The 24896-nt window shown below is 63.5% G+C and carries 26 protein-coding genes and 1 pseudogene; 17 read left to right on the top strand and 10 right to left on the bottom strand.

What is annotated here, in order from left to right; all coding sequences use genetic code 11:
* The first annotated feature begins 9 nt into the window (after positions 1 to 9).
* Positions 10 to 1335, top strand: coding sequence for a carotenoid oxygenase family protein (locus ACY3GB_RS07595; protein WP_463088219.1), 1326 nt, complete (start codon positions 10 to 12; stop codon positions 1333 to 1335).
* A 258-nt stretch (positions 1336 to 1593) separates the two neighbouring features.
* A pseudogene (locus ACY3GB_RS07590) lies at positions 1594 to 1724 on the top strand (IS5/IS1182 family transposase); the annotation flags it as partial.
* Between the two features lie 122 nt (positions 1725 to 1846).
* On the opposite strand, the gene mnmA reads toward ACY3GB_RS07590, so the two are convergent.
* The 3 genes from mnmA to ACY3GB_RS07575 are packed head-to-tail and all read right to left on the bottom strand — an operon-like array spanning position 1847 to position 4003.
* Entirely contained in the window at positions 1847 to 2923 is a 1077-nt protein-coding gene (mnmA, locus tag ACY3GB_RS07585; protein WP_463088218.1) for a tRNA 2-thiouridine(34) synthase MnmA, read from the bottom strand.
* Positions 2920 to 3513 carry a hypothetical protein gene (locus ACY3GB_RS07580; RefSeq protein WP_463088217.1) on the bottom strand — a complete coding sequence of 198 codons (594 nt, stop codon included), beginning with the start codon at positions 3511 to 3513 and terminating at the stop codon, positions 2920 to 2922. The genes mnmA and ACY3GB_RS07580 overlap by 4 nt, the downstream gene beginning before the upstream one ends.
* Positions 3514 to 3535: 22 nt before the next feature.
* Positions 3536 to 4003: an NUDIX hydrolase gene (locus tag ACY3GB_RS07575; protein WP_463088216.1), complete on the bottom strand. Its 468-nt coding sequence runs from the start codon at positions 4001 to 4003 to the stop codon at positions 3536 to 3538.
* Between the two features lie 57 nt (positions 4004 to 4060).
* On the opposite strand from ACY3GB_RS07575, the gene ACY3GB_RS07570 reads away from it, so the two are divergent.
* Both ACY3GB_RS07570 and bfr read left to right on the top strand, forming a co-directional pair.
* The gene (locus tag ACY3GB_RS07570) at positions 4061 to 4261 is read left to right on the top strand and encodes a (2Fe-2S)-binding protein (protein ID WP_021478607.1); all 201 of its coding nucleotides are present in this window, start codon (positions 4061 to 4063) and stop codon (positions 4259 to 4261) included.
* 125 nt (positions 4262 to 4386) lie between these two features.
* Complete coding sequence (gene bfr, locus ACY3GB_RS07565; RefSeq protein WP_021478608.1) at positions 4387 to 4863, top strand: bacterioferritin; 477 nt, start codon at positions 4387 to 4389, stop codon at positions 4861 to 4863.
* A gap of 60 nt (positions 4864 to 4923) precedes the next feature.
* Here the strand turns inward: bfr and ACY3GB_RS07560 are convergent, their stop codons facing one another.
* The gene (locus tag ACY3GB_RS07560) at positions 4924 to 6519 is read right to left on the bottom strand and encodes a YdgA family protein (RefSeq protein ID WP_463088215.1); all 1596 of its coding nucleotides are present in this window, start codon (positions 6517 to 6519) and stop codon (positions 4924 to 4926) included.
* Between the two features lie 160 nt (positions 6520 to 6679).
* Here ACY3GB_RS07560 and ACY3GB_RS07555 point away from each other — a divergent pair, with 160 nt between their 5' ends.
* From ACY3GB_RS07555 to ACY3GB_RS07530, 6 genes are all read left to right on the top strand, one after another.
* Positions 6680 to 7867, top strand: coding sequence for a DesA family fatty acid desaturase (locus ACY3GB_RS07555; protein ID WP_463088214.1), 1188 nt, complete (start codon positions 6680 to 6682; stop codon positions 7865 to 7867).
* Positions 7868 to 8037: 170 nt separating this feature from the next.
* Complete coding sequence (locus ACY3GB_RS07550) at positions 8038 to 8874, top strand: methyltransferase domain-containing protein (RefSeq protein WP_463088213.1); 837 nt, start codon at positions 8038 to 8040, stop codon at positions 8872 to 8874.
* 107 nt (positions 8875 to 8981) lie between these two features.
* Positions 8982 to 10352 (top strand): pyridoxal-phosphate dependent enzyme, encoded by a 1371-nt coding sequence (locus tag ACY3GB_RS07545; RefSeq protein WP_463088212.1) that lies wholly within the window; start codon positions 8982 to 8984, stop codon positions 10350 to 10352.
* Between the two features lie 59 nt (positions 10353 to 10411).
* Positions 10412 to 11554, top strand: coding sequence for a trans-sulfuration enzyme family protein (locus ACY3GB_RS07540; protein ID WP_463088211.1), 1143 nt, complete (start codon positions 10412 to 10414; stop codon positions 11552 to 11554).
* Positions 11555 to 11613: 59 nt separating this feature from the next.
* On the top strand, positions 11614 to 11961 hold the full coding sequence (locus ACY3GB_RS07535) for a RidA family protein (RefSeq protein WP_021478614.1): 348 nt from the start codon (positions 11614 to 11616) through the stop codon (positions 11959 to 11961).
* A 364-nt stretch (positions 11962 to 12325) separates the two neighbouring features.
* Complete coding sequence (locus ACY3GB_RS07530; protein WP_463088210.1) at positions 12326 to 13921, top strand: hypothetical protein; 1596 nt, start codon at positions 12326 to 12328, stop codon at positions 13919 to 13921.
* 76 nt (positions 13922 to 13997) lie between these two features.
* Here ACY3GB_RS07530 and ACY3GB_RS07525 read toward each other — a convergent pair whose 3' ends face one another.
* On the bottom strand, positions 13998 to 14264 hold the full coding sequence (locus ACY3GB_RS07525) for a hypothetical protein (protein WP_463088209.1): 267 nt from the start codon (positions 14262 to 14264) through the stop codon (positions 13998 to 14000).
* A 274-nt stretch (positions 14265 to 14538) separates the two neighbouring features.
* Between ACY3GB_RS07525 and ACY3GB_RS07520 the strand changes: the two genes are divergently transcribed.
* A complete protein-coding gene (locus ACY3GB_RS07520) occupies positions 14539 to 15213 on the top strand; it encodes a hypothetical protein (protein ID WP_463088208.1) in 675 nt (224 codons plus the stop codon).
* A gap of 13 nt (positions 15214 to 15226) precedes the next feature.
* The gene (locus ACY3GB_RS07515) at positions 15227 to 15811 is read left to right on the top strand and encodes a C39 family peptidase (protein WP_463088207.1); all 585 of its coding nucleotides are present in this window, start codon (positions 15227 to 15229) and stop codon (positions 15809 to 15811) included.
* 48 nt (positions 15812 to 15859) lie between these two features.
* Here ACY3GB_RS07515 and miaA read toward each other — a convergent pair whose 3' ends face one another.
* On the bottom strand, positions 15860 to 16837 hold the full coding sequence (miaA, locus tag ACY3GB_RS07510) for a tRNA (adenosine(37)-N6)-dimethylallyltransferase MiaA (RefSeq protein WP_463088206.1): 978 nt from the start codon (positions 16835 to 16837) through the stop codon (positions 15860 to 15862).
* A gap of 117 nt (positions 16838 to 16954) precedes the next feature.
* Between miaA and ACY3GB_RS07505 the strand changes: the two genes are divergently transcribed.
* From ACY3GB_RS07505 to greB, 5 genes are all read left to right on the top strand, one after another.
* On the top strand, positions 16955 to 17470 hold the full coding sequence (locus ACY3GB_RS07505; protein WP_463088205.1) for a GNAT family N-acetyltransferase: 516 nt from the start codon (positions 16955 to 16957) through the stop codon (positions 17468 to 17470).
* Between the two features lie 73 nt (positions 17471 to 17543).
* Positions 17544 to 18176, top strand: coding sequence for an SMC-Scp complex subunit ScpB (gene scpB, locus ACY3GB_RS07500; protein WP_021478621.1), 633 nt, complete (start codon positions 17544 to 17546; stop codon positions 18174 to 18176).
* Positions 18177 to 18570: 394 nt separating this feature from the next.
* On the top strand, positions 18571 to 19647 hold the full coding sequence (locus tag ACY3GB_RS07495; protein WP_463090923.1) for a pseudouridine synthase: 1077 nt from the start codon (positions 18571 to 18573) through the stop codon (positions 19645 to 19647).
* An 87-nt stretch (positions 19648 to 19734) separates the two neighbouring features.
* The gene (locus ACY3GB_RS07490; RefSeq protein WP_463088204.1) at positions 19735 to 20202 is read left to right on the top strand and encodes an NUDIX domain-containing protein; all 468 of its coding nucleotides are present in this window, start codon (positions 19735 to 19737) and stop codon (positions 20200 to 20202) included.
* A 28-nt stretch (positions 20203 to 20230) separates the two neighbouring features.
* The gene (gene greB, locus ACY3GB_RS07485) at positions 20231 to 20785 is read left to right on the top strand and encodes a transcription elongation factor GreB (protein ID WP_463088203.1); all 555 of its coding nucleotides are present in this window, start codon (positions 20231 to 20233) and stop codon (positions 20783 to 20785) included.
* Between the two features lie 69 nt (positions 20786 to 20854).
* On the opposite strand, the gene ACY3GB_RS07480 is transcribed toward greB, so the two are convergent.
* From ACY3GB_RS07480 to ACY3GB_RS07465, 4 genes are all read right to left on the bottom strand, one after another.
* Positions 20855 to 21313 carry a MarR family winged helix-turn-helix transcriptional regulator gene (locus ACY3GB_RS07480; protein WP_463088202.1) on the bottom strand — a complete coding sequence of 153 codons (459 nt, stop codon included), beginning with the start codon at positions 21311 to 21313 and terminating at the stop codon, positions 20855 to 20857.
* A 56-nt stretch (positions 21314 to 21369) separates the two neighbouring features.
* Positions 21370 to 22002 carry a hypothetical protein gene (locus ACY3GB_RS07475; protein WP_463088201.1) on the bottom strand — a complete coding sequence of 211 codons (633 nt, stop codon included), beginning with the start codon at positions 22000 to 22002 and terminating at the stop codon, positions 21370 to 21372.
* Positions 22003 to 22235: 233 nt separating this feature from the next.
* Positions 22236 to 24251 carry a M3 family metallopeptidase gene (locus ACY3GB_RS07470; protein ID WP_463088200.1) on the bottom strand — a complete coding sequence of 672 codons (2016 nt, stop codon included), beginning with the start codon at positions 24249 to 24251 and terminating at the stop codon, positions 22236 to 22238.
* 36 nt (positions 24252 to 24287) lie between these two features.
* Positions 24288 to 24875 carry a pyridoxamine 5'-phosphate oxidase family protein gene (locus tag ACY3GB_RS07465; RefSeq protein WP_463088199.1) on the bottom strand — a complete coding sequence of 196 codons (588 nt, stop codon included), beginning with the start codon at positions 24873 to 24875 and terminating at the stop codon, positions 24288 to 24290.
* Positions 24876 to 24896: the final 21 nt, after the last annotated feature.

Raw genomic sequence — 24896 nt, 5'->3', positions numbered from 1 at the left:
GCAGAAATAATGGATGAAATTGATCTGAACAGTGGCGCACTCGCGCCAGTGACGCAAGAAATGGATCTTATCGCGTTACGCGTGACGGGCAAGATACCCGATGACCTCAACGGCATGCTAGTGCGCAATGGACCTAACCCGCTGTCAGGGCGGTTCGAAGGGGTGGGGTTGGATGCGTGGTGGCCGGAAGCCGCCATGCTGCACGCAATCACATTTGATAGTGGCCGCGTGGTTGGCTACCGTAATCGGTGGTTGCGTACTCAACGATGGGCGCGTACCTATTCTCCAGACAATGAATCGTCATGCCTTGAAACGAATCCGAACATCAACGTTATTAGCCATGCTGGTGAAATGTATGCCCTGGCGGAAGGCGGGGCGCCGCTCACTATTTCAGCAACGCTAGACACGCTTGGTGGCGCGAATCAGCTCGCAGGCTTTGCCTCAGGCATGACAGGGCACCCGAAAATTGACCACTATACAGGGGAGCTTGTGACCTTTCGCGCAGACTGGAAACAGCCCTACCTGCGCTACGGGGTGATCAACCATCTTGGTCAGTTGGTCGTCGATACGGAAATTGAGATGTCTTCGCCATCGATGATGCACGACATGGCGATAACAGAAACACATAGCATTTTTCTCGATCTGAATGTCGGCTATGACTTTTCGATGCTTGACCGGGGACATAAAATGCCTCTTCGATGGCGGGATGAGCACTGCGCACGACTAGGCGTGATTCCACGGCAGGGGGGAGACGTTCAATGGTTCGAGATATCGCCATGTTGTATTCTGCATGTCGTCAATGCTTTCAATGAAGATGAACAAACGATAGTGCTTGATGTCGTCCGCTATCCATGGTTCATGCGCATGGCACCTGATGGCGGGTCGTTTGATGGCAATCCCGCAGCTGTGCTGTGGCGGTACCGAATTGATGTCAGGTCAGGAATCGTGGATGAGGCGCCCGCATGTGACTACGCGATGGAGTTTCCACGGGTGAATGAGAAGCTGACGGGTCGCCCTTATCGATATTTGTATGCCGTTGAACAACCGACGCTTATTGAGCTCCGCGGAATTATAAGGTTCGACTGGCACAGCGGCGCGATCGCACGATATGTCGTCCCCCCGGGGGATCACAACAGTGAACCGGTTTTCGTTCCGAGACCAGGTGCCAAAACAGAGGACGATGGATGGCTGCTGTGCTGCGTATATCGGCGATTGACGGATACCAGCGATGTGGTCGTGCTTGATGCACGTAATATCGCTTCGGGGCCAGTCGCGACCGTGCATTTGCCGACGAGAATTCCTGCTGGATTTCATGGGGCATGGCTATCGAGTTAATTGCAGAAGTCGCAACCTGATCTGGCAGTCACCAGTTTTGACAGGAGCTGACTGCCAGATTCATGCGAGTTGGTGACTTTTGCAAACCGACAACATAGTGACGGAAATTTCGGTGGTTCCGGTGTGCAACCTCTGGTAGCAAAGGCCCGCGCCGCTGACCCAGCCGTAGCAGGGCCTCCAGTCTGATTGAACCGGCTGTCGCCGAGCGCGTCCTGCGCGATTGACGCAAATTCCGGAAGATGAGCGCCATTTCTTCGCGAGATGCATTGCTTCAAATTGTTGGAGGAACGGGGGCTGCCTGGTGCCTCGAGGGTCAAGTGCAAGTGCGTGCTGCCATCTTGAACCGCTTCGGCATGCTGGGCCGTCCGTGCTCGGTGGTTGTGGCATAAATCGATTTGGGGAAAGAGGGAGCTCGCTCTCGCCGGGATGTGTGCAATAGAGCCGCGGAAAAGACAGCACCCCGACTGGGCGGGGTGCTGGAGCATGAAGCCGGCGTTGGGCAGTAAGTGGCTTATTGTATGATGCCGCCGCCCAGGCAGATGTCGCCGTGGTAGAGCACGGCCGACTGGCCCGGCGTCACCGCCCATTGCTTTTCCGCGAAGGTGAGCGTGGCCTGGCCGTCGACGATGGGCGACAGCGAACAGGCGGCATCCGCCATCCGGTAGCGGTTCTTGGCGCTGTAGTCGCCAGGCTGCGGCGCGTCCGGCAGCGTCCAGCTGAGGTCGGCCATCGCCAGCGTCGGCTTCAGCAGCAGCGGATGGTCGTGGCCCTGGACCACGATCAGCCTGTTGCCCGGGATGTCTTTGCCGGCGACGAACCACGGCTCGCCGTTGCCGTCGCGGGAGCCGCCTATGGTCAGGCCCTTGCGCTGGCCCAGCGTGTAGTACATCAGGCCGATGTGTTCGCCCACCACCTTGCCGTCCGGCGTCACCATCTGGCCGGGCGAGGTGGGCAGGTAGCGCTGCAGGAATTCGCGGAACGGGCGTTCGCCGATGAAGCAGATGCCGGTGGAGTCCTTCTTGGCCGCGGTCGGCAGGCCGGCTTGCTCGGCCAGCTGGCGCACTTCGGTCTTGCGGATGTCGCCCAGCGGGAAGATGGCCTTGGCCAGTTGATGCTGTTGCAGACGGTACAGGAAGTAGCTTTGGTCCTTGGTATGGTCCACCGCCTTCATCAGGTAGTGGGTGCCGTCCTGTTCCAGCTTGCGCGCGTAGTGGCCGGTGGCGATGCAGTCGGCGCCCAGCGCCATCGCGTAGTCGAGAAAGGCCTTGAACTTGATCTCGGCGTTGCACAGCACGTCCGGGTTCGGCGTGCGGCCGGCCGAGTATTCCTTCAGGAAATACGAGAACACGCGGTCCTTGTATTCCTTGGCGAAATTGACGATTTCCATGTCGATGCCGACGATGTCGGCCACGCTCATCGCGTCCAGCGCATCCTGCTTGATCGAGCAGTATTCGTCGTCGTTGTCGTCTTCCCAGTTCTGCATGAACACGCCGATCACCTCATGGCCTTGCTGCTTCAGCAGCCAGGCGGTCACCGACGAATCCACGCCGCCGGACATGCCGACGACTATGCGTTTCTTACCCGTCACGGGGCGTTTCCTTCCTTGCTTTTGCTTGCCTGTCTGACAGGCTCGGATACGGCCGGAGGCTCGTATCCCGTCATCCAAACTGAAAGGGGAACCACCACGGGCGGTTCCCCGAAATCCTTGAACCAGGTGTCCACCGCCCAATCCTGATTGGCGGCGTTGTCGTGCAGCACGCCGGTGTAGTGCAGATCCAGAATCCACGGCGCCCGCCATTCAGGTGGCGCCGCGCGATGGAATTTCAACCATCCTTGCCGCTGCAGGTAGTTGAGGAAGGTGGTGACGTTGCTGCTGTGGTCCACGCAGTCCATCCGGCCTTCGGCCGGGCCGTCGCGGAAATTGCCGCCCTTGTCCTGCCAGATCGGCGTGCCGCGCGCGGCGATGCGGTACAGCGTCAGCACGGCGTCGGCCACCGCTTCGCGCTCGGACGCGGCGGAGTCGGCCCGGCTCATGCGCGCGGCCAGCCAGTCATGCTCCTCGTCGGAGATGTCGAACTGGGCGTGTCTGGAACATCCGTAATGATAACAGATGTTTAGCCCGTCGGCGCGGGCGGCGGGCAGGAGCAGGGCAAGCAGCAGCGGTATCAAGAGTCGCATCGGGCATCCTGTGGCGGGCGGGTCAGCGCAGGTCGTGTATCAGTTGCAGAGGATACGCGATGCCATTGCGATAGTCTGCAAGGCATTGCAGCACTACCGGGCTGCGCAGCCGCGCCGCCTGAGTGGCGATGTCCTCGTAGGCCAGCCAGTGCACGCCGACGATGCCCGCGTCCAGCCGCGGCGGAGAGGCGGGCGGGGCGGCGTCGCCGTGGAAGGCGAAACGCATGTAGGTGATGTCGCCATCCTGCGCGTCGGCCAGGTAGATGCCGGTGAGTCCGCGCGGGGTGAAGCGCCAGCCGCTTTCTTCGAGCGCCTCGCGCGCCACCGCCTGCAGCAGGGTCTCGCCGCGCTCCAGATGGCCGGCGGGCTGGTTGAGCCGCAGGCCGGACGGCGTTTCCTCCTCGATCATCAGGAAGCGGCCGCCGCGCTCGACGATGGCGGCGACTGTTGTATTCGGTTTCCACTGACGCTCTTTGTTATTGACAATCATTCTTGTTTATTTCTATGATGATAATTATTCTTGATTGTAAGCCAGAGGGGGCTTCCGATGTATGTCTGCTTGTGCAATGCAGTGACCGACAGCCAGATCCGCCAAGCGGTTCATGGCGGAGCCACGCGCATGTGCGACCTGCGTCGGGAACTCGGCGTCGCCTCCGATTGCGGCAAGTGCGCCTGCATGGCCAACCAGATACGCAAGGACGCGCAAAGCGAACTGACCGTCTGTTCGGTGGCCCGCACCGCCGCCTGACCCTCTCTCAAAGGGGCGGGAAGTCGCTCCTCATGCCAGCCCGCGAGCTGGCTGTTCCTATTTACGCCTTGAGCTATGCGCATGCTGTGCCATAATGCCTGAACGATTTTTCAGGAGAATATGACATGCAAGGCGACAAGAAGGTCATCAAGTACCTGAACCAGATCCTCAAGAACGAGCTCACCGCGATCAACCAGTACTTCCTGCATGCCCGCATGTACAAGAACTGGGGCCTGAAGAAGCTGAACGAGCACGAGTACGAGGAATCCATCGACGAGATGAAGCACGCCGACAAGCTGATCGAGCGCGTGCTGTTCCTGGAAGGTCTGCCCAATCTGCAGGATCTGGGCAAGCTGCACATCGGCGAGAACCCGAAGGAAATGCTGGAGTGCGATCTGAAGCTGGAGATGGAGGCGCTGCCCTTGCTGCGCGAGGCGATCGCCTACTGTGAAACCTCCAAGGACTACGTCAGCCGCGACATGCTGGAAGACATTCTGGAGAGCGAGGAAGAGCACGTGGACTGGCTGGAGACCCAGCTGGGCCTGATCGAGAAAGTCGGCCTGCAGAACTACCTGCAAAGCCAGATGGAAGACGCTTCCTGATCTCGCGAACATGCAAGAAAAAAGGGCTGTCGCAACGACAGCCCTTTTTTTGCGTCCGGCTTATTTCTTAGCCGCAGTCTTGGCAGGCTCCGCGGCGGGCGCCGAGGCGTCGACCATTTCGCTTTCCCACGGCAGCGGCACTTTCTGCTGGTGTATGGTCAGGCCCTTGGCGTCGTATTTCAGATCGGTGGAAATCTGGCCGTTGTCCTCCACCAGATAGCCGCCCGACTTCCATTGCGACAACTGGCTGTCCAGCAGGCTCCTGGCCAGGTCTTCCACTTCCTGCATGTTCGGCTGCTCTTCGGCGCTCTGGTCTACGGTGAACAGATTGCGGGCCTGGGTCAGCACCAGTTCTTCCAGCGTCTGGCGCGGCAGGCTCAGCTTGGCGTCGGCCTCGATGCGCTTGGCCAGCTGCGTGATGTCGTTGAGGTCGGCCGGGGTGAAGCCGTTGATGCCCAGGCTGCCCTGCAGCTTGGCCTCGCCTGCGGGCATCTTCAGGTAGAACTCGTTGATCAGCAGCTTGGGATTATTCTCCAGCAGCGGGATCGCGTTCTTCTTGATGGTGTCGACGTATTGCTTGCGCAGCACCGCCGGGTCCACGCCTTCGAACGGAATCTCGCTGATCGCTTTGTCCAGCTTTACCAGCGTCGGACCGTGCAGATGGTTGGCGGACACGTCCAGCCGCAGCGGGCCATAGCGGTTGGCGTTGAAGCTCAGCTCGGCGAAGTTCACCTTGCCGCGGGTGTTGACGAATTCGTCCTGCTCGCTGGTGACGATCTGGTAGCTGAAGTTCTTCAGCACCACCGACGACGGCTTGAACTCGCCGGACGGGTTGACGAACTCGCCGACGCGGACGCGGGTCATCAGGTAGATCAGCTCGTTCAGCTTGATGCTGTACGGCACGCTCTCGCGCGAGCTCAGCTGCACATTGCCTATGGTCAGTTCGCTGGTGCCGAGCTTGACGCCGGTGTTGCCCGGGCGCATGTCGGACACGTAGCGCACGCCTTCGAACGAGATGCCGCCCTTGCTGGCGGCTTCCAGCAGGAAGCCGGGCGACAGCGCCTCGGTCTTGTATTCCTTGTAGCCGTTGGCGTAATCGACCTTGAGGTCGAAGCCTTTCCACTTCATCTTGACGCCGGACAGCGCTTCTTCGTAATCGAAGGCCGGCACCGCCACTTCCAGCAGGCCGCCGCCGCCGAAGCCGATGCGGTTGGTGATGGCGATCGGCTCCTTGTCGCCGAAGAAGGTCTTCAGCGTCTTGCGGGTGGCGTCGCTCATCGCGAACTCGGTGCGCACCAGCGCGCGGCCCGGGCGGAAGTCGAAGCCGGCCAGGCCCGGCAGCGGGCCGTGCTTGACGTTGTTGGTGAACTTGATCGTGGAGTTCAGCAGCGGCTTCATATTGTCCGGCAGCATGTTCTCGTACGGGCCGGACAAGTGGCGGTTGAATACCAGCTCGGTGGTCTCGGTGGACGAGAACCAGCCGCGCTGGTAGCTGTGCGATTTGACCTTGAACAGCGGCAGGCCGGAGAGCATCCGGTACTGCTCCTGCAAGGTTTCCTCGGCCTTGACGCCGGCCCAGTAGCTGGAGCCCGCGTACAGGACGAACAAGCCGCCGATGGCGGCGCCGGCAATGATCAGTCGACGTTTTGGCAACACTAGTATTTTTCTGAACTAGGGTGAAATGATGCCCTATGGTACACCAATGCACCGGCGGATGCGCTCCCGGCGCGCTTGACCGGCAAATTTGATTCTGCATGGTGGCAGGGCTTGTTATAGAATAGAGCTTTGTCTCTAAGTCGACGGACGCATCGAATACATGAACCTGAACTGGCTCAACGGTCTGTTGGATCTGCCATGGTGGGGCAATATCGTCGCCGCCCTGATCCTGACCCACATCACCATCGCCGCGGTCACGATTTTCCTGCACCGCCACCAGGCCCACCGCGCGCTGGACCTGCACCCGATTCCCAGCCACTTCTTCCGTTTCTGGTTGTGGCTGACCACCGGCATGGTCACCAAGCAGTGGGCGGCCATCCATCGCAAGCACCACGCGCGCTGCGAAACGCAGGAAGACCCGCACAGCCCGCAGGTGCTCGGCATCAAGAAGGTGCTGTGGGAAGGGGCCGAGCTGTACCGCGCCGCCTGCAAGGACCAGTCCATCATGGACAAGTTCGGCCACGGCACGCCTGACGACTGGCTGGAGCGCAATGTCTACAGCAAGCACAACGCCAAGGGCATCGTGCTGATGCTGCTCATCGATCTGGCGCTGTTCGGGCCGATCGGCCTGTCGATCTGGGCCGTGCAGATGGTGTGGATCCCGTTCTGGGCCGCCGGCGTGATCAACGGCCTGGGCCACTTCTGGGGCTACCGCAATTTCGAGAACGAGGACGCCTCCACCAATCTGGTGCCCTGGGGCATCCTGGTGGGCGGCGAAGAACTGCACAACAATCACCATACCTTCGGCACCTCGGCCAAGCTGTCGTACAAGTGGTACGAGTTCGACATCGGCTGGATGTATATCCGCATGCTGGAAATCTGCGGTCTGGCCAAGGTGCGGAAGGTGGCGCCGCAACTGGCCCATGATCCGTCGCGCCCGCAGCTGGATCTGGAGCATCTGCAGGCCATCGTAGCCAACCGCTACGCGATCGCCGCGCGTTACGCCCGCGAGCTGAAGGCCGAGTGCGGCGCGGAATTGGCCAAGCTGAGCCTGCCCGAGCTGCCGCAGGTCAACCTGCCGCGCAAGATGAAGGTATGGCTGAAGCAGGACGCCAAGGACCTGCCCGAGTGCGACCGCGACCAGTTGGCCCGCATTCTGGAACAAAGCCATGTGCTGGCCACCATCTACACCATGCGCCAGGAACTGACCCGTCTGTGGGAGCGTTCCAGCCTGAGCCGCGAGCAGTTGCTGCAGGAGCTGCAGGACTGGTGCGCGCGCGCCGAAGCGTCCGGCATCGCCGCGCTGCAGCGTTTCTCGCTGAGCCTGAGGCAGACCGCGCTGGCCTGACGCCTGATACCGTTTTCATTGCCAACCCCGCATCCGACGATGCGGGGTTTTTTATCGCCGGCATGCCGTTAGAGTTTTTCTCTATATTCAAATATAAAATAAAGTTTTGTTTCAAAATATCCAAAAGAAATATAATGGCGGCCTGTTGCTATCCGAGCGAGGTCATCGAGATGAGTGCATTGCAATTGGCGCAGACGCAGTCCGATCTGCCTTACATCCACGGTTTTTCCGCCACCGAGCAGGCGCGGCTGGTGCGCCAGGCGCGCTTTTCCGAGGCGATGGTGTACCGCGACGTCGATTTTTCCGGCGTGCAAAAGTTGCTGGAGGTTGGCTGCGGCGTGGGCGCGCAGACGGAAATCCTGCTGCGCCGCTTCCCCGACGTCGACATCACCGGCCTGGATTTCAGCCAGCGGCAACTGGCGGTCGCGCGCCAGCGCTTGCAGGGCAGCCCCGAACATGGCCGGGCGAAGCTGCTGCACATGGATGCCGAGGATCTTGATTTTCCGCCCGCCAGCTTCGACGGCGCCTTCCTGTGCTGGATTCTCGAACACGTGCACTCGCCGGAGCGCGTGCTGGCCGAGGTGCGGCGGGTGCTGAAGCCCGGCGCGCGGCTGTACGCGACGGAGGCGATGAACGCCACCTTTTTCCTGGCGCCGTATTCGGCCAATCTGCAAAAGTACTGGATGGCATTCAACGACCACCAGTTGTCGGTGGGCGGCGATCCCTTCGTCGGCGCCAAGCTGGGCAACATCCTGATGCGGCTGGGTTTTCGCCATGTGGAGACCAAGGTGAAAACCTGGCATCTGGATAGCCGCGAGCCGCACCGGCGCCAGCAGGTGCTGGATTACTGGACCGAGCTCTTGCTGTCCGCCGCCGACCAATTGATAGAAGCGGGCAGGGTGGACGCCGAGTTGGTCGATTTAATGACGAAAGAATTAAGATTGCTTAGAAGCGACCCGGAACTGGTATTCTTCTACAGCTTCATGCAGGCCAGTGCGGTGGTATGAAGGCTTATTATATTTAGTAGGACGATTTCGGTTTTGTAGAAGGTTTTGCGATTTTTATATAACAAAAAATTACTAAAAGTAATTTTAAAATAGCCAGGAGTATTGAAATGCAGGACAATAGCGTTCTATCGTTGATCGGCAATACGCCGCTGGTCCGCGTCAGCCATCTGGACACCGGCCCATGCGAGCTGTATCTGAAGCTGGAAAGCCACAATCCGGGCGGCTCGATCAAGGACCGCATCGCGCTGACCATGATCGAGGCGGCCGAGCGCGACGGCAAACTGAAGCCCGGCGGCGCCATCATCGAGGCCACCGCGGGCAATACCGGGCTCGGCCTCGCGCTGGTGGCGGCGCAGAAGGGCTATCCGCTGACGCTGGTGGTGCCGGACAAGATGAGCCGGGAAAAGATTCTGCATCTGCAGGCGCTGGGCGCCAAGGTGGTGCTGACCCGCTCGGATGTCGGCAAGGGCCACCCGGAGTATTACCAGGACATGGCGGCGCGCATCGCCAGCGAGACGCCGGGCGCTTACTACATCGACCAGTTCAACAATCCGGCCAATCCGCTGGCGCATGAAACCACCACCGGACCTGAGATATTCCGCCAGATGAACGGCAAAGTGGACGCGGTGGTGGTCGGCGTCGGCTCCAGCGGCACGCTGACCGGGCTGACCCGCTTTTTCCGCGCCCAGTCGCCGGCCACCGCCTTCGTGCTGGCCGACCCGGTGGGCTCGGTGATGGCCGATTACGTCGAAACCGGCAGCTTCGGCCAGGCGGGCAGCTGGCTGATCGAGGGCATAGGCGAGGATTTCATCCCGCCGCTGACCGATCTGTCGATGGTGAAGCGCGCCTTCCGCATCAGCGACCAGGAAAGCTTCGACACCGCGCAGCAACTGCTGAGCAGCGAGGGCATCCTGGCCGGCTCCTCGTCCGGCGCGCTGCTGGCGGCGGCGCTGCGTTATTGCCGCGAGCAGACCGAGCCCAAGCGGGTGGTGACGCTGGTGTGCGACAGCGGCAACAAGTATCTGTCCAAGATGTACAACCGCGACTGGCTGGTGGACCAGGGCATGCTGCGCCTGCCCGAGGTAGGCGGCCTGACCGACCTGATCGTCCGCCGCCACCAGGACGGCAGCACCGTGTCGTGCCATCCGGACGAGCCGCTCAACGTCGCCTATCAGCGCATGCGGCTGCACGATGTGTCGCAGATGCCGGTGCTGGATGACGACAAGGTGGTCGGCGTGCTGGACGAGTGGGACCTGTTGCTGTCGGTGCACGGCGAGCCGGAAAACTTCCGCCAGACGGTGGCCAGCGCGATGAGCGGCCACGTGCGCACGCTGTCTCCGCAAGCCTCGCTGCAGGATCTGCTGCAGGTGTTCAACGACGGCCACATCGCGCTGATCGTCGACAAGGGCCGCTACCTGGGCCTGATCACCCAGGCGGATCTGCTGTCATTCTGGCGCCGGCAGCCGAAAGCCGCTTAAACCGATTTCCCGCCCCGACGCGATGCGCCGGGGCGCATGATTTTGAGAAAGGATAAAACATGACCGATTTCCACACCCTGGCCGTGACCGCCGGCGCCCACGAGGACCCGTTCGGCGCGGTGATGCCGCCGATCTACGCCACCTCCACCTACCGCCAGCACGCGCCGGGCGAGCACACCGGCTATGAGTATTCCCGCTCGCAGAACCCGACCCGCGAGGCGCTGGAGCGCGCGGTGGCCGAACTGGAAGGCGGCGCCCGCGGCTACGCTTTCGGTTCCGGCCTGGCGGCGATTTCCACCGTGCTGGAGCTGTTGCCGGCCGGCAGCCACCTGATCGCGGTCAATGATTTGTACGGCGGCACCTACCGCCTGTTCGAGAAGGTGCGCAAGGCCAGCGCCAACCTGGAGGTGACCTATGTCGCCTCCGAGGACAGCGCCGCGCTGGAGGCCGCCATCCGGCCGAACACGCGGATGATCTGGGTGGAAACGCCGTCCAATCCGCTCAACCAGCTGGTGGATCTGCAGCAGGTGTCCGCCATCGCCCGCCGCCATGGCTTGATCGGCGTGGTCGACAACACCTTCGCCTCGCCGGTCAACCAGCGGCCGCTGGACTTCGGCTTCGACATCGTCGTCCACTCCGCCACCAAGTATCTGAACGGCCACTCCGACGTGGTGGCCGGCGTGGCAGTGGTCAGCCGCGACAAGCCGGAGCTGGCCGAGCAACTGGCTTTCCTGCACAACGCGGTGGGCGCCATCCTCGACGCCTTCCCCAGCTTCCTGGTGCTGCGCGGCTTGCGCACGCTGGCGCTGCGCATCGAGCAGCACAACCGCAACGGCCTGGCCATCGCGCGCTGGCTGGAAGCGCAGCCGTGGGTGGAGAAGGTGCTGTATCCGGGCCTGGAGAGCCATCCGCAGCATGAGCTGGCGCGCCGCCAGATGCAGGGCTACGGCGGCATCGTGTCGTTCTACCTGAAGGGCGACGTCAAGGCCTTCCTGGCCAAGCTCAAGCTGTTCGCGCTGGCCGAGAGCCTGGGCGGTGTCGAGAGCCTGGTCTGCCTGCCGGCGGCGATGACCCATGCGTCTATCCCGGCCGAGCGCCGCGCGGCGCTGGGCATCCACGACAACCTGATCCGCCTGTCGGTCGGCGTCGAGGGCGAGGCGGCGCTGATCGCGGACCTGGAGCGGGCGCAGCGGGACAGCTGAGGGCTTTATCGCTAGAATCAGCCGTCATGCCCACCCACTCATCCAATAAGGAGAACGATATGAGCATTTACCGTCACAAGCAGGGCGCCCGCCTGGCCGAAGCCGTGGTCACCAATGGCCTGATCTTCCTGGCGGGCCAGGTGCCGGAAAACACCGACGCCGACGCGCGCGGCCAGACCGAGAACGTGCTCGCTCAGATCGATGCCCTGCTGGCGGAGCTGGATTCGGACAAGAGCAAGATCGTCGACGTCACCATTTTCCTGGCCAATCTGGCCGATTACGACGCGATGAACGCCGCCTGGGACGCCTGGGTGCCGGCCGGCAACGTGCCCGCCCGCGCCACGGTGGAAGCCAAGCTGGCGAACCCGGCGTGGAAAGTGGAAATCAAACTGGTGGCCGCGCGCTGATCAGCCGCGCATTCCTGCCGGGGGATTGACGGCGGCGACGCCGGTCCCGTCGGAGTTAGAAAGCCCGGAGCCTGCATCGCAGGTTCCGGGTTTTTTCATTTCGTCAGCTCATCTGTTGATTCCAGAGCGCAATTGCTTTTCCATTTTCTTTTCTCCCGCGGGCGCCCCCAGCTTGGGGCTTGTCGGGACAAGAAGTAAACATTCCTAAGTAATTTCAATTAGTTGTTTTCTAATTGAAACGTCATTTTGTCTTCGCTAGAACGGATATAGGCGCTTCATTCAAGCCGGCAGGCGGGGATGAGCGCCTTTTCCACATCCAGCCGTTTGATTTTCGGCCGGTAGGGCTTTCAGGGAGATAAGCACAATGTTCATTCTCAAACCGATCGCCGGCGCATCGATTGCGCTTGCCGCGTTGCTGGCCAGCGGCGCCAGCCAGGCGCAAAACGCCGTTCCCGTGGACGCGGCGCCGACCTGTACGGTGACCCCGGGCATGTTCCAGAGCTGGTTCCTGCTCGACCGGGTGACGCCCAATGGCGCGGTCACGCCGGCAAACAGCGTCAAGTTCAACCACGACACCGTCAATCCGCCGGCCAGCAACAAGACCATCAATTGCAATTTCTACCAGTGGTCGCAGCGGATGTTTCTGTGGCTGACGTCCGCGCCGATGCGCATGTACGGCGGCAGCGGAACGGTGATGGATTCGGTGGCGTTCTACAGCGTGCTGGATAGCGATGACGGCAAGGCGCGTTGCCTGGTCAACCGCGAACTGGGCGTGAACACCTGCGGCGGCAAGCCGGCCTCGGTGTTCAACATCCGGGTGAACAAGCCGCGCTTCGACAAGACCGATACTGTCGACAATGACAGCGCTGTCAATCAGGCCGACGGCAGCGGGCCGAAGCAGGCGGACGGCGCGGCGTTGATGGCGCAGGGCGGCAAGATGGTCTACTACACCATCCTGGTCAACGACGTGTACGCCTTTTTCGCCTCGGCCAGCGGCACCAAGAATCCCAGGCTGCGTTTTCCCACTACCCAGGCCGAGCTCGACAAGGTGCTGGCCTGGACCAAGCAGCACCACCATCAGGTGCCGGACGCCGACGCGCTGGCGCTGGAACTGAAAGCTTCCTGGGTGGACGCCAGCGGCCTGGATACCAACCGCTACATCACCACCGTGGGCGAGATTCCGGTGTTCGATACCCGCGATCCGCAGAAATGGGTGCAAACCGGCAGCCGCCAGGCGCTGCTGGCGCTGGTGGGGCTGCATGTGGTCGGCAGCGCGGCCGGGCATCCGGAAATGATCTGGGCCACGTATGAGCACGACAACAATTCGCCCAACGGCACCTATTCCTATGTCAACGCCAAGGGCGCCACCGTGGCGGTGCCGCAGGAAGTGCCGCGCGGCATGCTGTTTTCGGCCAATGGCGCGGCCGGGCCGTTCAATGTCCAGCACATGTACGTCGATCCGGATGCCAGCCCGCTGACGATCAAAGCCAGCGCGGGACAAACCATCTCGCCCAGCGACACCCTGCGGACCTTCCCCTGGGGCGTGTCCGCGGCCTTGCCGATACTGCCGGCGCAAAGCGCGGCGCAGGCCAACAGCGAGGTGATTTCGATCAACAACAGCGTGCGCAGCTTATTGAAGCAGGGCGACATCCGGCGCAACTATTTGTTGATCGGCGCCACCTGGACCAATGGCGGCAACGATCCGTACAACCCGTTCCAGCCGACAGGCGGCAACAACCAGCCCAATCACGTCGGCGGCAACGCGCTGGCTAATTCGACGATGGAAACCTACGTTACCCTGGGCAACAAGCTCTACAACTGCTTTTCCTGCCACAACGTCGGCAAGGCCACCAACACCAACGTCAAGGCCACGGTGGGCGTCAGCCACATCTACGAGAGCATCAAGCCGTTCACCGACCCCAAGCTGAACCAGCTGTGGGAGCGCGCGCTGGCCCGGTGAGCGCGGAGCTGCGGCGCGGTCCGGACGGGCCGCGCCGTTTTTATTCTGGCGTCCGGCAGGACGCCATCCGCGCGGCTCATTGCGGCGGGGGCGGCTTGCCGTTCGGCGGCGGAGGGGGAGGATGGTCGGGCACCGCCGCCATCCGGGACGGCATCATCTTGCACTTGCCGGTCATTTTCTCGCCGCGGGGCGTGGTGAACGACACGGCGTCGCCGGCTTGCTTGCCGTTGCAGGCCTGAAACGCCTCGTCGGGCGGCACGCGCGGGTGGTCCGGCGCGGGGGCGGCCTGGATCGATGCCGTTGCCAGCAGGGCGCATAGAAGCGGCGGAATGGCGATGCGCATGGGGCGTCTCCCGGGAAGATGTTTCACGATAGGCGGACGTTTGCATGAAGAACAAGTAGACTCCTGATCTTCCGAACAGTTTTTGTCTGTTTTTTTACTTTAAAAATATCGCGCAAGTGAATGTAATTCATTGATTTTTTATTGAAAATTCAATGAATTGGACCTTGTTTGCAAGTTTGAACCGCAGATTTTCGACCGCTAAGACTATTGGTATGCGTTTGGTATTGACGGCGCAGCAAACCGAACCCGCATTCCCAGCAAGGAGAGTCCAGCCATGCAGTCGAAATCCGCAATCATCCTGGCGGCCGCGCTCGGCCTGGCCGCCATCGCCGCCGGCCCCGCGACCGCGCAGCCGCTTCCCACATTAAGCGCAAGCCAGGAACAGGGCATCGCCGAAGCCGCCCGCCAGGGCCTGGCCGGCTTCGTCAAGCGGAACCAGGCCGAATACGGCGCCCGCCTGCCGGACGGCTTTCCGCTCTCGGTGGCGGACGGGCGGGAGCTGGCCTCGCTGCGGCTTGGCCGGGGATTCCCGGTGTACAGCGTGAATCCGCAGCGCCTGCTCGCCGCCGATGCCGACCTGAGCGCCTTGATGGCGCCCACCGGCAGCTGGCGCTTCGTGGCGCTGTCCGGTTCGCGGCCGGTGGGGCTGGTGACCGTGGAAAAGGTGGAGGGCCGCTGGCAGGCGATTGCCTTCGGCGCCGCCGAGCTGGCCAAAAATGTCGAAGCCGCGCAAGCCGGCCATGGCGGCCAGACCCGCTTCCTGCGCGTCTACCAGGCCCAGTCCGATTTTCTGGAGGTGGCGCAGACGGACGGCAAGCCGCGCTTCGCCGCGCTGATGTCCGCCCGCGAGACGCTGTCGCTGAAAAAACAGCCGGCGCTGCTGGACGGCGCGGACCTGATCGAGCCGCTGCGCGCCGCGGTGCGCGCCAATCTGGCCAGCTTCCGTTGAGGAGGGGGTGAACATGAACAAGCGCTTGAACACGACGATTCTGGCGGCGGTCCTGCTGGCGGCGACGGCCGCCGCCCAGGCGGACAGCAAGGTGCTGGGCGTGCCCCTGACGGTGCAGGAGCACAGCCAGTGGTGCTGGGCCGGATCGAGCAAGGCGGTGCTGGCGTGGTACAAGCAGGCGCCCAGCCAGTGCGCCATCGTCAACTGGGCCTTCGGCATCAACTACGCCTGCGGCAACAGCAACTTCAACTGGAACAGCGACGCCAACAGCCCAAACAATATGTTCGGCGGCGGCGGCAGCCTGCAGGACATCTTGCGCAACTGGGGGGTGTCCAACTTTACCGTCTACGACTATCTGTCATGGACCCATGTGCAGCAGGACATCCAGGCCAACCGCCCGTTCGTGATCCGTTACGGCTGGACCAATGGCGGCGGCCACTTCATCGTCGGCCGCGGCTATCAGACCGGTGGCGGCAATTACCTGTACATGATGAACCCGTGGCCGGGCGAGGGGATGACCTATGCCTTGTACAACAGCGTGGTGTCGGCCAGCGACCACGATTGGACCCACACGCTGAGGATGAGCGTCAGCCCCTGAGCGGGAGCGCGGATGCGAAAACGGCGGGCTGAGCCCGCCGTTTGCCGTTCAGAAGCCGCCGTCGTAGCGCAGCGATGCGGCCGGCGGCCGGCCGGCCAGGAAGTCGTCCACCGCGTCGCCGAGCAGCGCGGCCAGACCGTCCCGCTGCGCGTCCACCGGGATCACGTCCAGGCTGCGCGTCCAGGTCAGCTGGCGCTTGGCCAGCTGGCGGGTGGCGGCGATGCCGCGCTCGACGAATTCGTCCAGGCCGTACAGTCCGTCCTGATGCTCCCAGGCCTGGCGGTAGCCGACGCAGCGCATCGAGGGCAGATTCAGCGTCAGCTCCGGATATTCCGCGCGCAGCCGGCTGACCTCGTCGAGAAAGCCTTGCTCCAGCATGACGCGGAAGCGTTCGGCGACGCGCGCGTGCAGCCAGCCGCGCTCGCGCGGCACCAGCGCCAGCGGCAGGAAGCGGAAGCCGGCGGCGGCTTCCTTGCCCTGGGCGATCAGCTCCGACATCGGCCTGCCGCTGAGCAGGCACACTTCCAGCGCGCGGTGGATGCGCTGCGAGTCGTTGGGATTGAGCCGCGCCGCGGTGGCCGGGTCCAGCTCGGCCAGGCGGGCGTGCATCGCCGGCCAGCCCAGCAGCGCGGCGTCGGCGTCCAGCTCGGCGCGCAGCGCGGCGTCGGCTTGCGGCAGGTCGGACAGGCCTTCCAGCAGCGCCTTGTAATACAGCATGGTGCCGCCCACCAGCAGCGGCAGCCGGCCGCGGGACTGGATCTCCGCGATCAACCGGTTGGCGTCGGCGTGGAACTGCGCGGCGGAATAGCTTTGCAGCGGGCTGATGATGTCTATCAGATGATGGGGACAGGCCGCCATTTCCGCGGCGGAGGGCTTGGCGGTGCCGATGTCCATGCCGCGGTAGACCAGCGCCGAATCGACGCTGACGATCTCGACGGGAAAACGACAGGCCAGCTCCAGCGCCAGCCCGGTCTTGCCGGAGGCGGTGGGGCCCATCAGCAGTATCGCTTGCGGGGTGTCGCTCATGGTATTGCTCGTTGCGGTCAGGGGGCGATTGTCGCATAGCCGGCGGGGACATGCGCGAAAGGCTTGACCTTGCCGCTCAGCTGTTTACGATGTGAGTATCGACCCTGGGAGCAGCCAATGAAAATCGAAGCAGCCAGCGAGCAGCATCTGTCCGCCTATCGCCGCTATTTTCAGGCTTGTCGCGACGAGGATTTCGAATACTATCGCGGCCTGCCCAGCGATCCCGACGGCTGGCTGCGCAAGGTGGTGCAGCACGCCGACGGCGAAGCGCTGCCGGATGGCTGGGTGCCTTGCCAGACCTGGTTCCTGCTGAGCGACGACGGCGAGATCGCCGGCGCGGCGCGGTTGAGGGAGGGCGAAACCGCGGTGATCCAGGACTTGATCGGCCACATCGGTTTCGAAGTCCTGCCGCAGTGGCGCGGCAATGGCTATGGCCGGGTGCTGCTGCAGTACGTGCAGGCGATGGCGCCGCCGCCGGCATGCGGCAACTGGGTGCTGGTGTGCGATGCGGACAATCAGGCGACGGTGCGCACGATAGAGGCCTGCGGCGGCCAGCGGCTGGAAGACATGCCGCAGCCGGACGGCCGCGTGCTCCGGCGTTACAGCCTCGCTTCGATGAGCCTGATGCAATAGTTTCGCGCGCGGCCGAAGTCGTGTAGAATCCACGACTTCCCGCGCTTACGAAATTCTCCGGCACCCCGGTTTAATGTCCACCATTACCGATTTAAAGTATTTGAAGATTGTGCTGGAGACGGCCTTGCTGACAGCGCAGGAACCCTTGTCGGTTTCCCAGTTGAAACGGCTGTTCACCGAGGACGTCAAGGCCGCGCTGATCAACGACATCCTGGAAGATATCCAGGGCGACTGGCGCGGCAGGGGCATAGAGCTGGTCAAGCTGGCTTCCGGCTGGCGCTTCCGCGCCCGGGCCGAATTCACGCCTTACCTGAACCGGCTTAACCCGGAAAAGCCGCCGCGCTATTCGCGGGCGGTGATGGAAACCCTGGCGATCATCGCCTACAAACAACCTGTGACTCGCGGCGACATCGAAGCGATACGTGGAGTATCGGTGTCCACCAATGTGATGCAGACCCTGCTGGAGCGGGGCTGGATCGAAGTCATCGGCCATAAGGACGTACCGGGCCGCCCCGGCCTGTACGCCACCACACGCAAATTTCTGGATGATCTGAGCTTCGTCTCGCTGAACGACCTGCCGCCGCTGGCGGAGTTGGGCAGCCTGGTGGTGCCGGACAGCCAAACGCAGGACGACGGCCCCGACGCGGGCGCAGACGATCTCCCCCTCGACGATGAGGCGGACAATTTAGAGCCAGTCGCGGAATAACGCTTCCGCCAGTTGCTCGCATGGAAAGAGCAAGCACATGTCTACAAAAGGACAACGTAACCACGCGCGCCAACCGGTCGCGCGTGCCAAAGGTCATGAAACCTCGCAGCCGCGCCAGAATGCCGGCCGCAGCCAGAGCCAGTCGCGCCAGGGCCAAGGCAAGAACACTCCCGCCGGCGCCCAGCCGCGCTTCCCGCAGCAGCAACAGGGCCAGCAGGCGCGCCGAGGCGGCCAGCGCCTGGCGCGCGACGCTTACGGCAACCCCATCGCGCCGACGCAGAACGGCGCGCCGCTGTTCAAGCTGAGCCGCCGCGAGCAGGAGCAGCAGGCGCTGGCCGCGGGCAACCGCAAGCCGCAGTATCAACGCGACAGCAATGGCGACATCAACGGCAATGTGGCGCTGGACCACGAGCAGCGTTTCGGCAATAAGAACGCCGCGCGCCCGGCCGCCAACAGCAATGCCGCCAGGGGCCGCAAGCCGGCGGCCGCCCAGGCCCAGTCCGGCCAGGCGCCGGCGGCGGAAGCCAAGCCGCGCGGCGACGCCAAGCCCAAGCTGCAAGTGCAGAAGGCCAAGAAGCTGCGCCTGCGCAGCCCCAGCCAGGACATCAAGAACAAGGCGCAGAAGCTGAAGGAAGTGCGCGTCGATCTGAACGAGATCGAGCCGGTGCGCCTGCAGAAGGCCCTGTCCTCGTCCGGCGTCGGCTCCCGCCGCGAGATGGAAGAGTGGATCGAGGCCGGCCTGGTCACCGTCAACGGCAAGAAGGCCAGCCTGGGCGACAAGGTGGGTCCGCAGGACAAGGTGCTGGTCAAGGGCGACCAGATCAAGCTGAAATGGCCGGACCGCCTGCCGCGCGTGATCATGTACCACAAGGAAGAGGGCGAGATCGTCACCCGCGACGATCCGGAAGGCCGCGTCACCGTATTCGACCGCCTGCCGCAAGCCAAGTCCAGCCGCTGGGTGGCCATCGGCCGCCTGGACGTCAACACCGCCGGCCTGCTGCTGATCACCACCAGCGGCGAGCTGGCCAACCGCATGATGCACCCCAGCTTCGAAGTGGAGCGCGAGTACTCGGTGCGCGTGCTGGGCGACCTGACTCCTGAAATCATGAAGGAAATGACCAAGGGCGTGGAACTGGAAGACGGCGAAGCCCGTTTCGACCGCATCTTCCAGACCGGCGGCCAGGAAGAGTCCGCCAACCAGTGGTTCAACGTGGTGATCAAGGAAGGCCGCAATCGCGAAGTGCGCCGCATGTTCGAGCATTTCGGCCTGACCGTCAGCCGCCTGATGCGCGTGCGCTTCGGCAATATCGGCCTGCCTCCCCGCCTGAAGCGCGGCCAGTTCTATGAACTGAACGCCGCCGAGGTGGCCGCGGTGATGAAATGGTCCAACCTGACCGTCACCGGCGGCAAGAAGACCGGCGGCCAGCGCCGCGGTTCGCCTCGCAAGCCCAAGGCCGCGCGCAGCGAGTAAGCCGGGGTTTCCGCGACAGCGGAATCCGCGTCGAAGATATGGGCGACCGCCGAGAGGCGGTTGCCCGTTTTGTTTTCGGGAGGTCTGTTGGAAGAATTCGAACAATGCCAAGCCGGCCTGCCCTTGCCGGCGCCGGAGCGAAAACAGCGTGCGTCCATCGTCATCATCGAGGACGGCAGACTGCTGTTGATGCACAGGGTGAAGCCGGGCAAGGACTATTACTCGCTGCCCGGCGGCAATATCAAGCGTAGCGAGACGGCGGCGATCGCCTGCGTGCGCGAGACGCGCGAGGAAACCGGGCTGAACGTCTGGCTAGAGCCCGGCCCGCTGTGCGTGCTGGAGAGCGAGAGCCGGACCGAGCACGTGTTCGTCGCCCGCGAGCATCGCGGGATGTTGAGACTGGGCGGTCCGGAGCTGGCCAAGCTGTCGCCGGACAATCTTTACGAATTGGTCTGGCTGGACGCCGAGGCCTTGGCGCGGGTCAAGCTGCGGCCCAAGTCGCTGCGTTCGCATTGCCTGGCCCTGCTGGAGGCGGCGGGACAGGCTGGGGCATAATGGCGCAACCTGTATCAGGATGAACGACATGAGCAAGGCGTTTACCAAAGAAGACGAGCAGCAGGACGACGACCTGCCGGCCGAGCGCCGCCTGCCGGCCTCGACCAAGAACTACATCACGCCGGCCGGCTGGCAGCGGCTGAAGGACGAGCTGTACCACCTGGTGAACCGCGAGCGTCCGGAGATGGTGCAGGTGGTGAACTGGGCGGCCAGCAACGGCGACCGCTCGGAAAACGGCGATTACCTGTACGGCAAGCGCCGGCTGCGCGAGATAGACCGCCGCATCCGTTTCCTGACCAAGCGGCTGGAGATCGCCGAGGTGGTGGACCCGGAAGCGCGCGAAGCCACCGACCAGGTGTTTTTCTCCGCCACCGTGCTGATCCAGCGCGGGGACGGCAACGAGCAGCGCCTGTCCATCGTCGGCGTCGATGAGATCGATCTGGCGCGCGGCCGCATCAGCTGGATCTCGCCGATCGCGCGGGCGCTGCTGAAGTCGCGCGAGGGCGACACCGTGCTGTTCCGCGGGCCTGACGGCGACGAGGATATCGAAGTGCTGGAGGTCAGTTACGTTCGCCTGGACTGAGGCGGAAGGCGGATGAAAAACAGCGGCCCGGAATATTCCGGGCCGTTTCTGTTTGGGCGGCGGGCGGGATCAGGGCTGCATATGTTCGGACAGCTTGCCGTTGATCATGAACCAGTCGCGGGTGGCCTTGTCGCCGCAATCGTCGAAAGCGTTCTGCAGCACCCTCTGCTGCTCGCGGTGGAGGGTTTCCTCCAGCCTGAGGCCTTCCTCGCTCAGCGTCAGCTGCTTGACGCGCTTGTCGTGCGGCGCCGGCTGGCTGAGGACCAGCTCCATTTCCATCAGCTGGCGCAGCGGGATGTTGATCGCCTGCTTGGTGACGCCGAGGAAGGACAACAGGTCCTTGACCGACAATTTGGGATAGCGCGCGACGAAGAACAGGATGCGGTGGTGGACGCGGGCCAGGCCGCGCCGGGCCAGCATTTCGTCCGGTTTGGCGGTCAATGCCTTGTACGCGTAGTAGAAAATCTCGATCGCTGCCCGGGTGTCCAGACCGGTTTCCGCCTCCTTGCTTGCAACAGACTGGCTCATGTCGTGTCCTGTTCAGGTTGATGGGCGCCGGCGGCCGCCGGCATGGATAAGTGGCTTCAGCGCTGGCGAATCACCACGTTGACGCTGGAAAGCGGGTGGGAGCTGATTTCGCCGACCGCGACGGATACCCAGGTGTCGTCCTTGTGCGCGACCAGGTAGCGGTCGGTCTTGTGATAGACGATGAAGGACGAGTTTTGGGCGGTCTGCCACAGGTTGGGATCGTTGGCGCAGGGCTTGTCGCAGACGAAATCCAGCGTGTAGCTGCTCTGGCGCAGCTGGCTCTGGTAGGCGGCCCACACCTGCATCGTGCTCTGGGTGTCCGGGTGTTCGTAAAGATCCTTGTAGACCTGGCCGCGCAGCAGCTCTGACTTGACGACGCGGATCGAGCCGTCGTTGTTCAGGTTGGGGCGGCTCAGGAATACGGTCTGTTCGTCCAGCTCCTTGTAGCTGTGGCGGTATTCATCCAGCTTGGCGGGCAGCGGCGACGCGACCGGCGACGGCTGGCTCAGACGCAGCCTGGGCGTGGTGGACTGGTCGCCGGTCTGGTTGGAGCCGATGGCGCCGCCGACGCTTTTGACCGTGTCGACGGCCTGGTTGACCGAATTGAGCACCGAACCCAGGTCGAAGGCCTGGGCCTGGCTAGAGGATAAAGCTGAAAGAGCGAGGCAGGCTGCGGCAAAGCGGCGCATGCGTGTCTCCATCGAGTAGGTTGGTCATGGATGCGTCAGTATCCTGGCAGCGCCTGAATAGATCAATGACATTTTCATTTCCATGCCGCAGGGAGGGGGATGAGTGTTGCGGCGCGGCTGCGGGACTGGGCTTGTTAGCGCTAATCCTGGCGTCGCGCCCTCCGGCGAGGCCGATTCAAGGCGGGATGCCGGACTGGCGCAAGCTTCCTGGCGCCAGTCCGGCTGCGCGCGCCCTAGCTTGCCAGCCCTCTTTTTTTCAGCATGGCCTGCGCCGATGGTTCCCGTCCGCTGAAAGCCTGGAAGGCCTGCTTGGGATCGCGGGCGTTGCCGGCGCTGTAGATGTGGCGGCGCAGCGCGTCGGCTAGCCCGGCGTCGAACAGGTCGCCGCTTTCCTCGAAGCGGGCGAAGGCCTCGGCCTCCAGCACTTCCGCCCACAGGTAGACGTAGTAGCCGGCCGCGTAGCCGCCGTTGAACAGGTGATTGAAGTGGGGCAGGGAATGGGCAAGCCCGGCTTCAGCCGGCAGGCCGTAATGCTGGCACAGCTCGGCTTCGAAGGCGGCAGGGTCGTCGACGCCGTCGGCTTCCTGGTGCAGCGCCAGGTCCAGCAAGGCCGATATCGTGTAGCGCACGGTGGCGTAGCCCTGCTGGAAGTTTTGCGCGGCCAATATCTTGGCTGCCAGCGCCGGCGGGATGGCCGCGCCGGTTTCCGCGTGGCGGGCGTGTTTGTCCAATATCTCCGGCGCCAGCGCCCAGTTCTCCATCAACTGCGACGGCAACTCCACGTAGTCGCGCGGCACCTGGGTGCCGGACAGGCGCTGGTAGTCGACGTCCGACAGCAGGCCGTGCAGCGCGTGGCCGAATTCGTGGAACAGCGTGCGCACATCGTCCAGACCCAGCAGGGTCGGCTCGCCCCGCGAGAAATTGGTGTTGTTGACCACGATGGGCAGCGAGACGCCGCTATGGCGGCCCTGGGCGCGGTAGACGCTCATCCAGGCGCCGCCCTTCTTGCCGGGGCGCGCGAAGTTGTCACTGAGGAACACGCCGATGACGGTGCCGTCGCGAAGCACCTCCCAGCCGCGGACATCCGGGTGGTAGCGCGGCAGATCTCCGCGCTCGGCGAAGCTCAGGCCGAACAGACGGCCGGCGGCGTCGAACATCGCGGCGATCATGTTGTCCAGGCTGAAGTAGGGCTTGATCTCGGCATCGTCCAGCGCGTAGCGCTCCAGCCTGACCTTCTCCGCTAGATGCCGCCAGTCCCAAGGCGCGATGTCGCCGGGCAGGCCTTCGCGCCTGGCCGTTTCCTGCAGCAGCGCCTTCTCCCGCGCGAACTGGCTGAGCGCTGCCTCCCAGGTTGGCTCCAGCAGCCGGTACACCGCTTGCGGCGCGCCGGCCATGCGGTCGCTCAGCGCGTAATCGGCGTAGTTGGCGTAGCCGAGCAGGCGGGCCTGGCGCTGGCGCAGTCGCAGGATGCGGCTGATCAGCGGACGGTTGTCTTGCGCCGGCGTCGTGCCGCGCGAAGTCCAGGCGCGCCACAGCGCCTCGCGCAGGTCGGCGCGGCTGGAATGGGTGAGAAAGGCGACCGCGCTGGAGCGCGCCAGCGTGATGGCATGGCCGTCCAGGCCGCGCTCGCGCGCGGCAAGTGCCGATGCGTCGCGCAGCCAGCCGGGCAGGCCGGCGAGATCGTCCTCGTTTCGCAGCGGGAGCGCGTATTCCATTTCATCTGCCAGCACATTCTGGCCGAATTCGGCCGACAGCGACGCCAGCTCGGCGACGCAATCGGCGAATTCGCGCCGCGCTTCGCCTTGCAGCCGGGCGCCGGCCAGCGTGAAGTCCAGATGCCAGCGCTGCAGCAGTCGGCGCTGTTCCTCGCTCAACTCCCAGCCTGGAGCCGCGCGCATCGCCTCGTCCAGTCGGGAGAACAGTTGCGTGCCCAGGAAAATGGCGCTGTGGTGGGCGGCCAGCCGCGGCGCCAGCTCGCGCTCGACTGCGCGCAGTTCCGGGCTGGAGTGCGAACTGCACAGATTGTGCAGCACCAGCGTCACGCGTTTCAGCGGCAGCGCCGCGGCGTCGATCGCCTCCGCGGTGTTGGCGAAGCTGACGGGGCCGGTCTGCGCAGCGATGGCGGAGATGGCCCGCCGGTGTTCCGCCATCAATTGCTCCAACGCCGGCGCGAAATGCTCGGCGCGGATAAGGTCGAACGGGGGCAGCTGGTACGGCGTGCGCCAGTCCTGCAGCAGCGGGTTGCTCATGATGGATCCTCTATTGTTTTTGTCGGCGGGGCGGGCTCACGGTACCAGAATGGTTTCGGTCCAACTTCCGTTTTCCCATCGGTGCAAGCGCCGGTCGTGCAGCCGATCGGCTGGAGATGCCCGGCAGATTTCCAGCAGCTTGGGTTTTAGCAGCAAGCAGGATACGGCGGGCGGGGCTGCGGCATCGTTTTCCAGCTCAGCATCCAGCGCGGCGAGTTCATCCAACAGCGTCTGCCGCGACGGCAGCGGGGCGCTTTGCGGCCGCACGCGCTGGTGGTAGAGATCGGCCAGACGGCTGGAGCGGGGCTTGGCCAGCCAATCCCGCCGCACGGCCTCGGTTTGCTCCAGTTCGGCGTCGCCGCGCAGCCGGTATTGAACCATGCTGGTCGGCCAGAAGCCGGACAACTCCCATTTGCCGTTCATCCGCCAGTGGCGGATCTTGGGGCTGTCGGCGTTGACCAGCAGAGCGATGCCGTTCGCATCCAGGCTGCGCAGCGTGACGATGCGCGAGGCTGGCTGGCCTTCTTCATCCATCGTGATCAGCGTGGCGAAATGGGCGCAAGGGTCGTTTTGCTCGATAGCGGTTTTATGCAGCGCATCGAGCCGGTCAATAGGAGTGGTCATGGCGATGTCTGTCATGGCGGG

It is taken from the genome of Chromobacterium sp. Ag138 (assembly GCF_055181315.1).
This window is presented reverse-complemented; position numbering and strand designations above follow the sequence as displayed.

Coding starts and splice junctions, on each gene's coding strand:
- ACY3GB_RS07595 (WP_463088219.1), top strand. CDS start 10: ATGGATGAAATTGATCTGAACAGTGGCGCACTCGCGCCAGTGACGCAA.
- ACY3GB_RS07580 (WP_463088217.1), bottom strand. CDS start 3,513: ATGCGACTCTTGATACCGCTGCTGCTTGCCCTGCTCCTGCCCGCCGCC.
- ACY3GB_RS07575 (WP_463088216.1), bottom strand. CDS start 4,003: ATGATTGTCAATAACAAAGAGCGTCAGTGGAAACCGAATACAACAGTC.
- ACY3GB_RS07570 (WP_021478607.1), top strand. CDS start 4,061: ATGTATGTCTGCTTGTGCAATGCAGTGACCGACAGCCAGATCCGCCAA.
- bfr (WP_021478608.1), top strand. CDS start 4,387: ATGCAAGGCGACAAGAAGGTCATCAAGTACCTGAACCAGATCCTCAAG.
- ACY3GB_RS07555 (WP_463088214.1), top strand. CDS start 6,680: ATGAACCTGAACTGGCTCAACGGTCTGTTGGATCTGCCATGGTGGGGC.
- ACY3GB_RS07550 (WP_463088213.1), top strand. CDS start 8,038: ATGAGTGCATTGCAATTGGCGCAGACGCAGTCCGATCTGCCTTACATC.
- ACY3GB_RS07545 (WP_463088212.1), top strand. CDS start 8,982: ATGCAGGACAATAGCGTTCTATCGTTGATCGGCAATACGCCGCTGGTC.
- ACY3GB_RS07540 (WP_463088211.1), top strand. CDS start 10,412: ATGACCGATTTCCACACCCTGGCCGTGACCGCCGGCGCCCACGAGGAC.
- ACY3GB_RS07535 (WP_021478614.1), top strand. CDS start 11,614: ATGAGCATTTACCGTCACAAGCAGGGCGCCCGCCTGGCCGAAGCCGTG.
- ACY3GB_RS07530 (WP_463088210.1), top strand. CDS start 12,326: ATGTTCATTCTCAAACCGATCGCCGGCGCATCGATTGCGCTTGCCGCG.
- ACY3GB_RS07525 (WP_463088209.1), bottom strand. CDS start 14,264: ATGCGCATCGCCATTCCGCCGCTTCTATGCGCCCTGCTGGCAACGGCA.
- ACY3GB_RS07520 (WP_463088208.1), top strand. CDS start 14,539: ATGCAGTCGAAATCCGCAATCATCCTGGCGGCCGCGCTCGGCCTGGCC.
- ACY3GB_RS07515 (WP_463088207.1), top strand. CDS start 15,227: ATGAACAAGCGCTTGAACACGACGATTCTGGCGGCGGTCCTGCTGGCG.
- miaA (WP_463088206.1), bottom strand. CDS start 16,837: ATGAGCGACACCCCGCAAGCGATACTGCTGATGGGCCCCACCGCCTCC.
- ACY3GB_RS07505 (WP_463088205.1), top strand. CDS start 16,955: ATGAAAATCGAAGCAGCCAGCGAGCAGCATCTGTCCGCCTATCGCCGC.
- scpB (WP_021478621.1), top strand. CDS start 17,544: ATGTCCACCATTACCGATTTAAAGTATTTGAAGATTGTGCTGGAGACG.
- greB (WP_463088203.1), top strand. CDS start 20,231: ATGAGCAAGGCGTTTACCAAAGAAGACGAGCAGCAGGACGACGACCTG.
- ACY3GB_RS07480 (WP_463088202.1), bottom strand. CDS start 21,313: ATGAGCCAGTCTGTTGCAAGCAAGGAGGCGGAAACCGGTCTGGACACC.
- ACY3GB_RS07475 (WP_463088201.1), bottom strand. CDS start 22,002: ATGCGCCGCTTTGCCGCAGCCTGCCTCGCTCTTTCAGCTTTATCCTCT.
- ACY3GB_RS07470 (WP_463088200.1), bottom strand. CDS start 24,251: ATGAGCAACCCGCTGCTGCAGGACTGGCGCACGCCGTACCAGCTGCCC.
- ACY3GB_RS07465 (WP_463088199.1), bottom strand. CDS start 24,875: ATGACCACTCCTATTGACCGGCTCGATGCGCTGCATAAAACCGCTATC.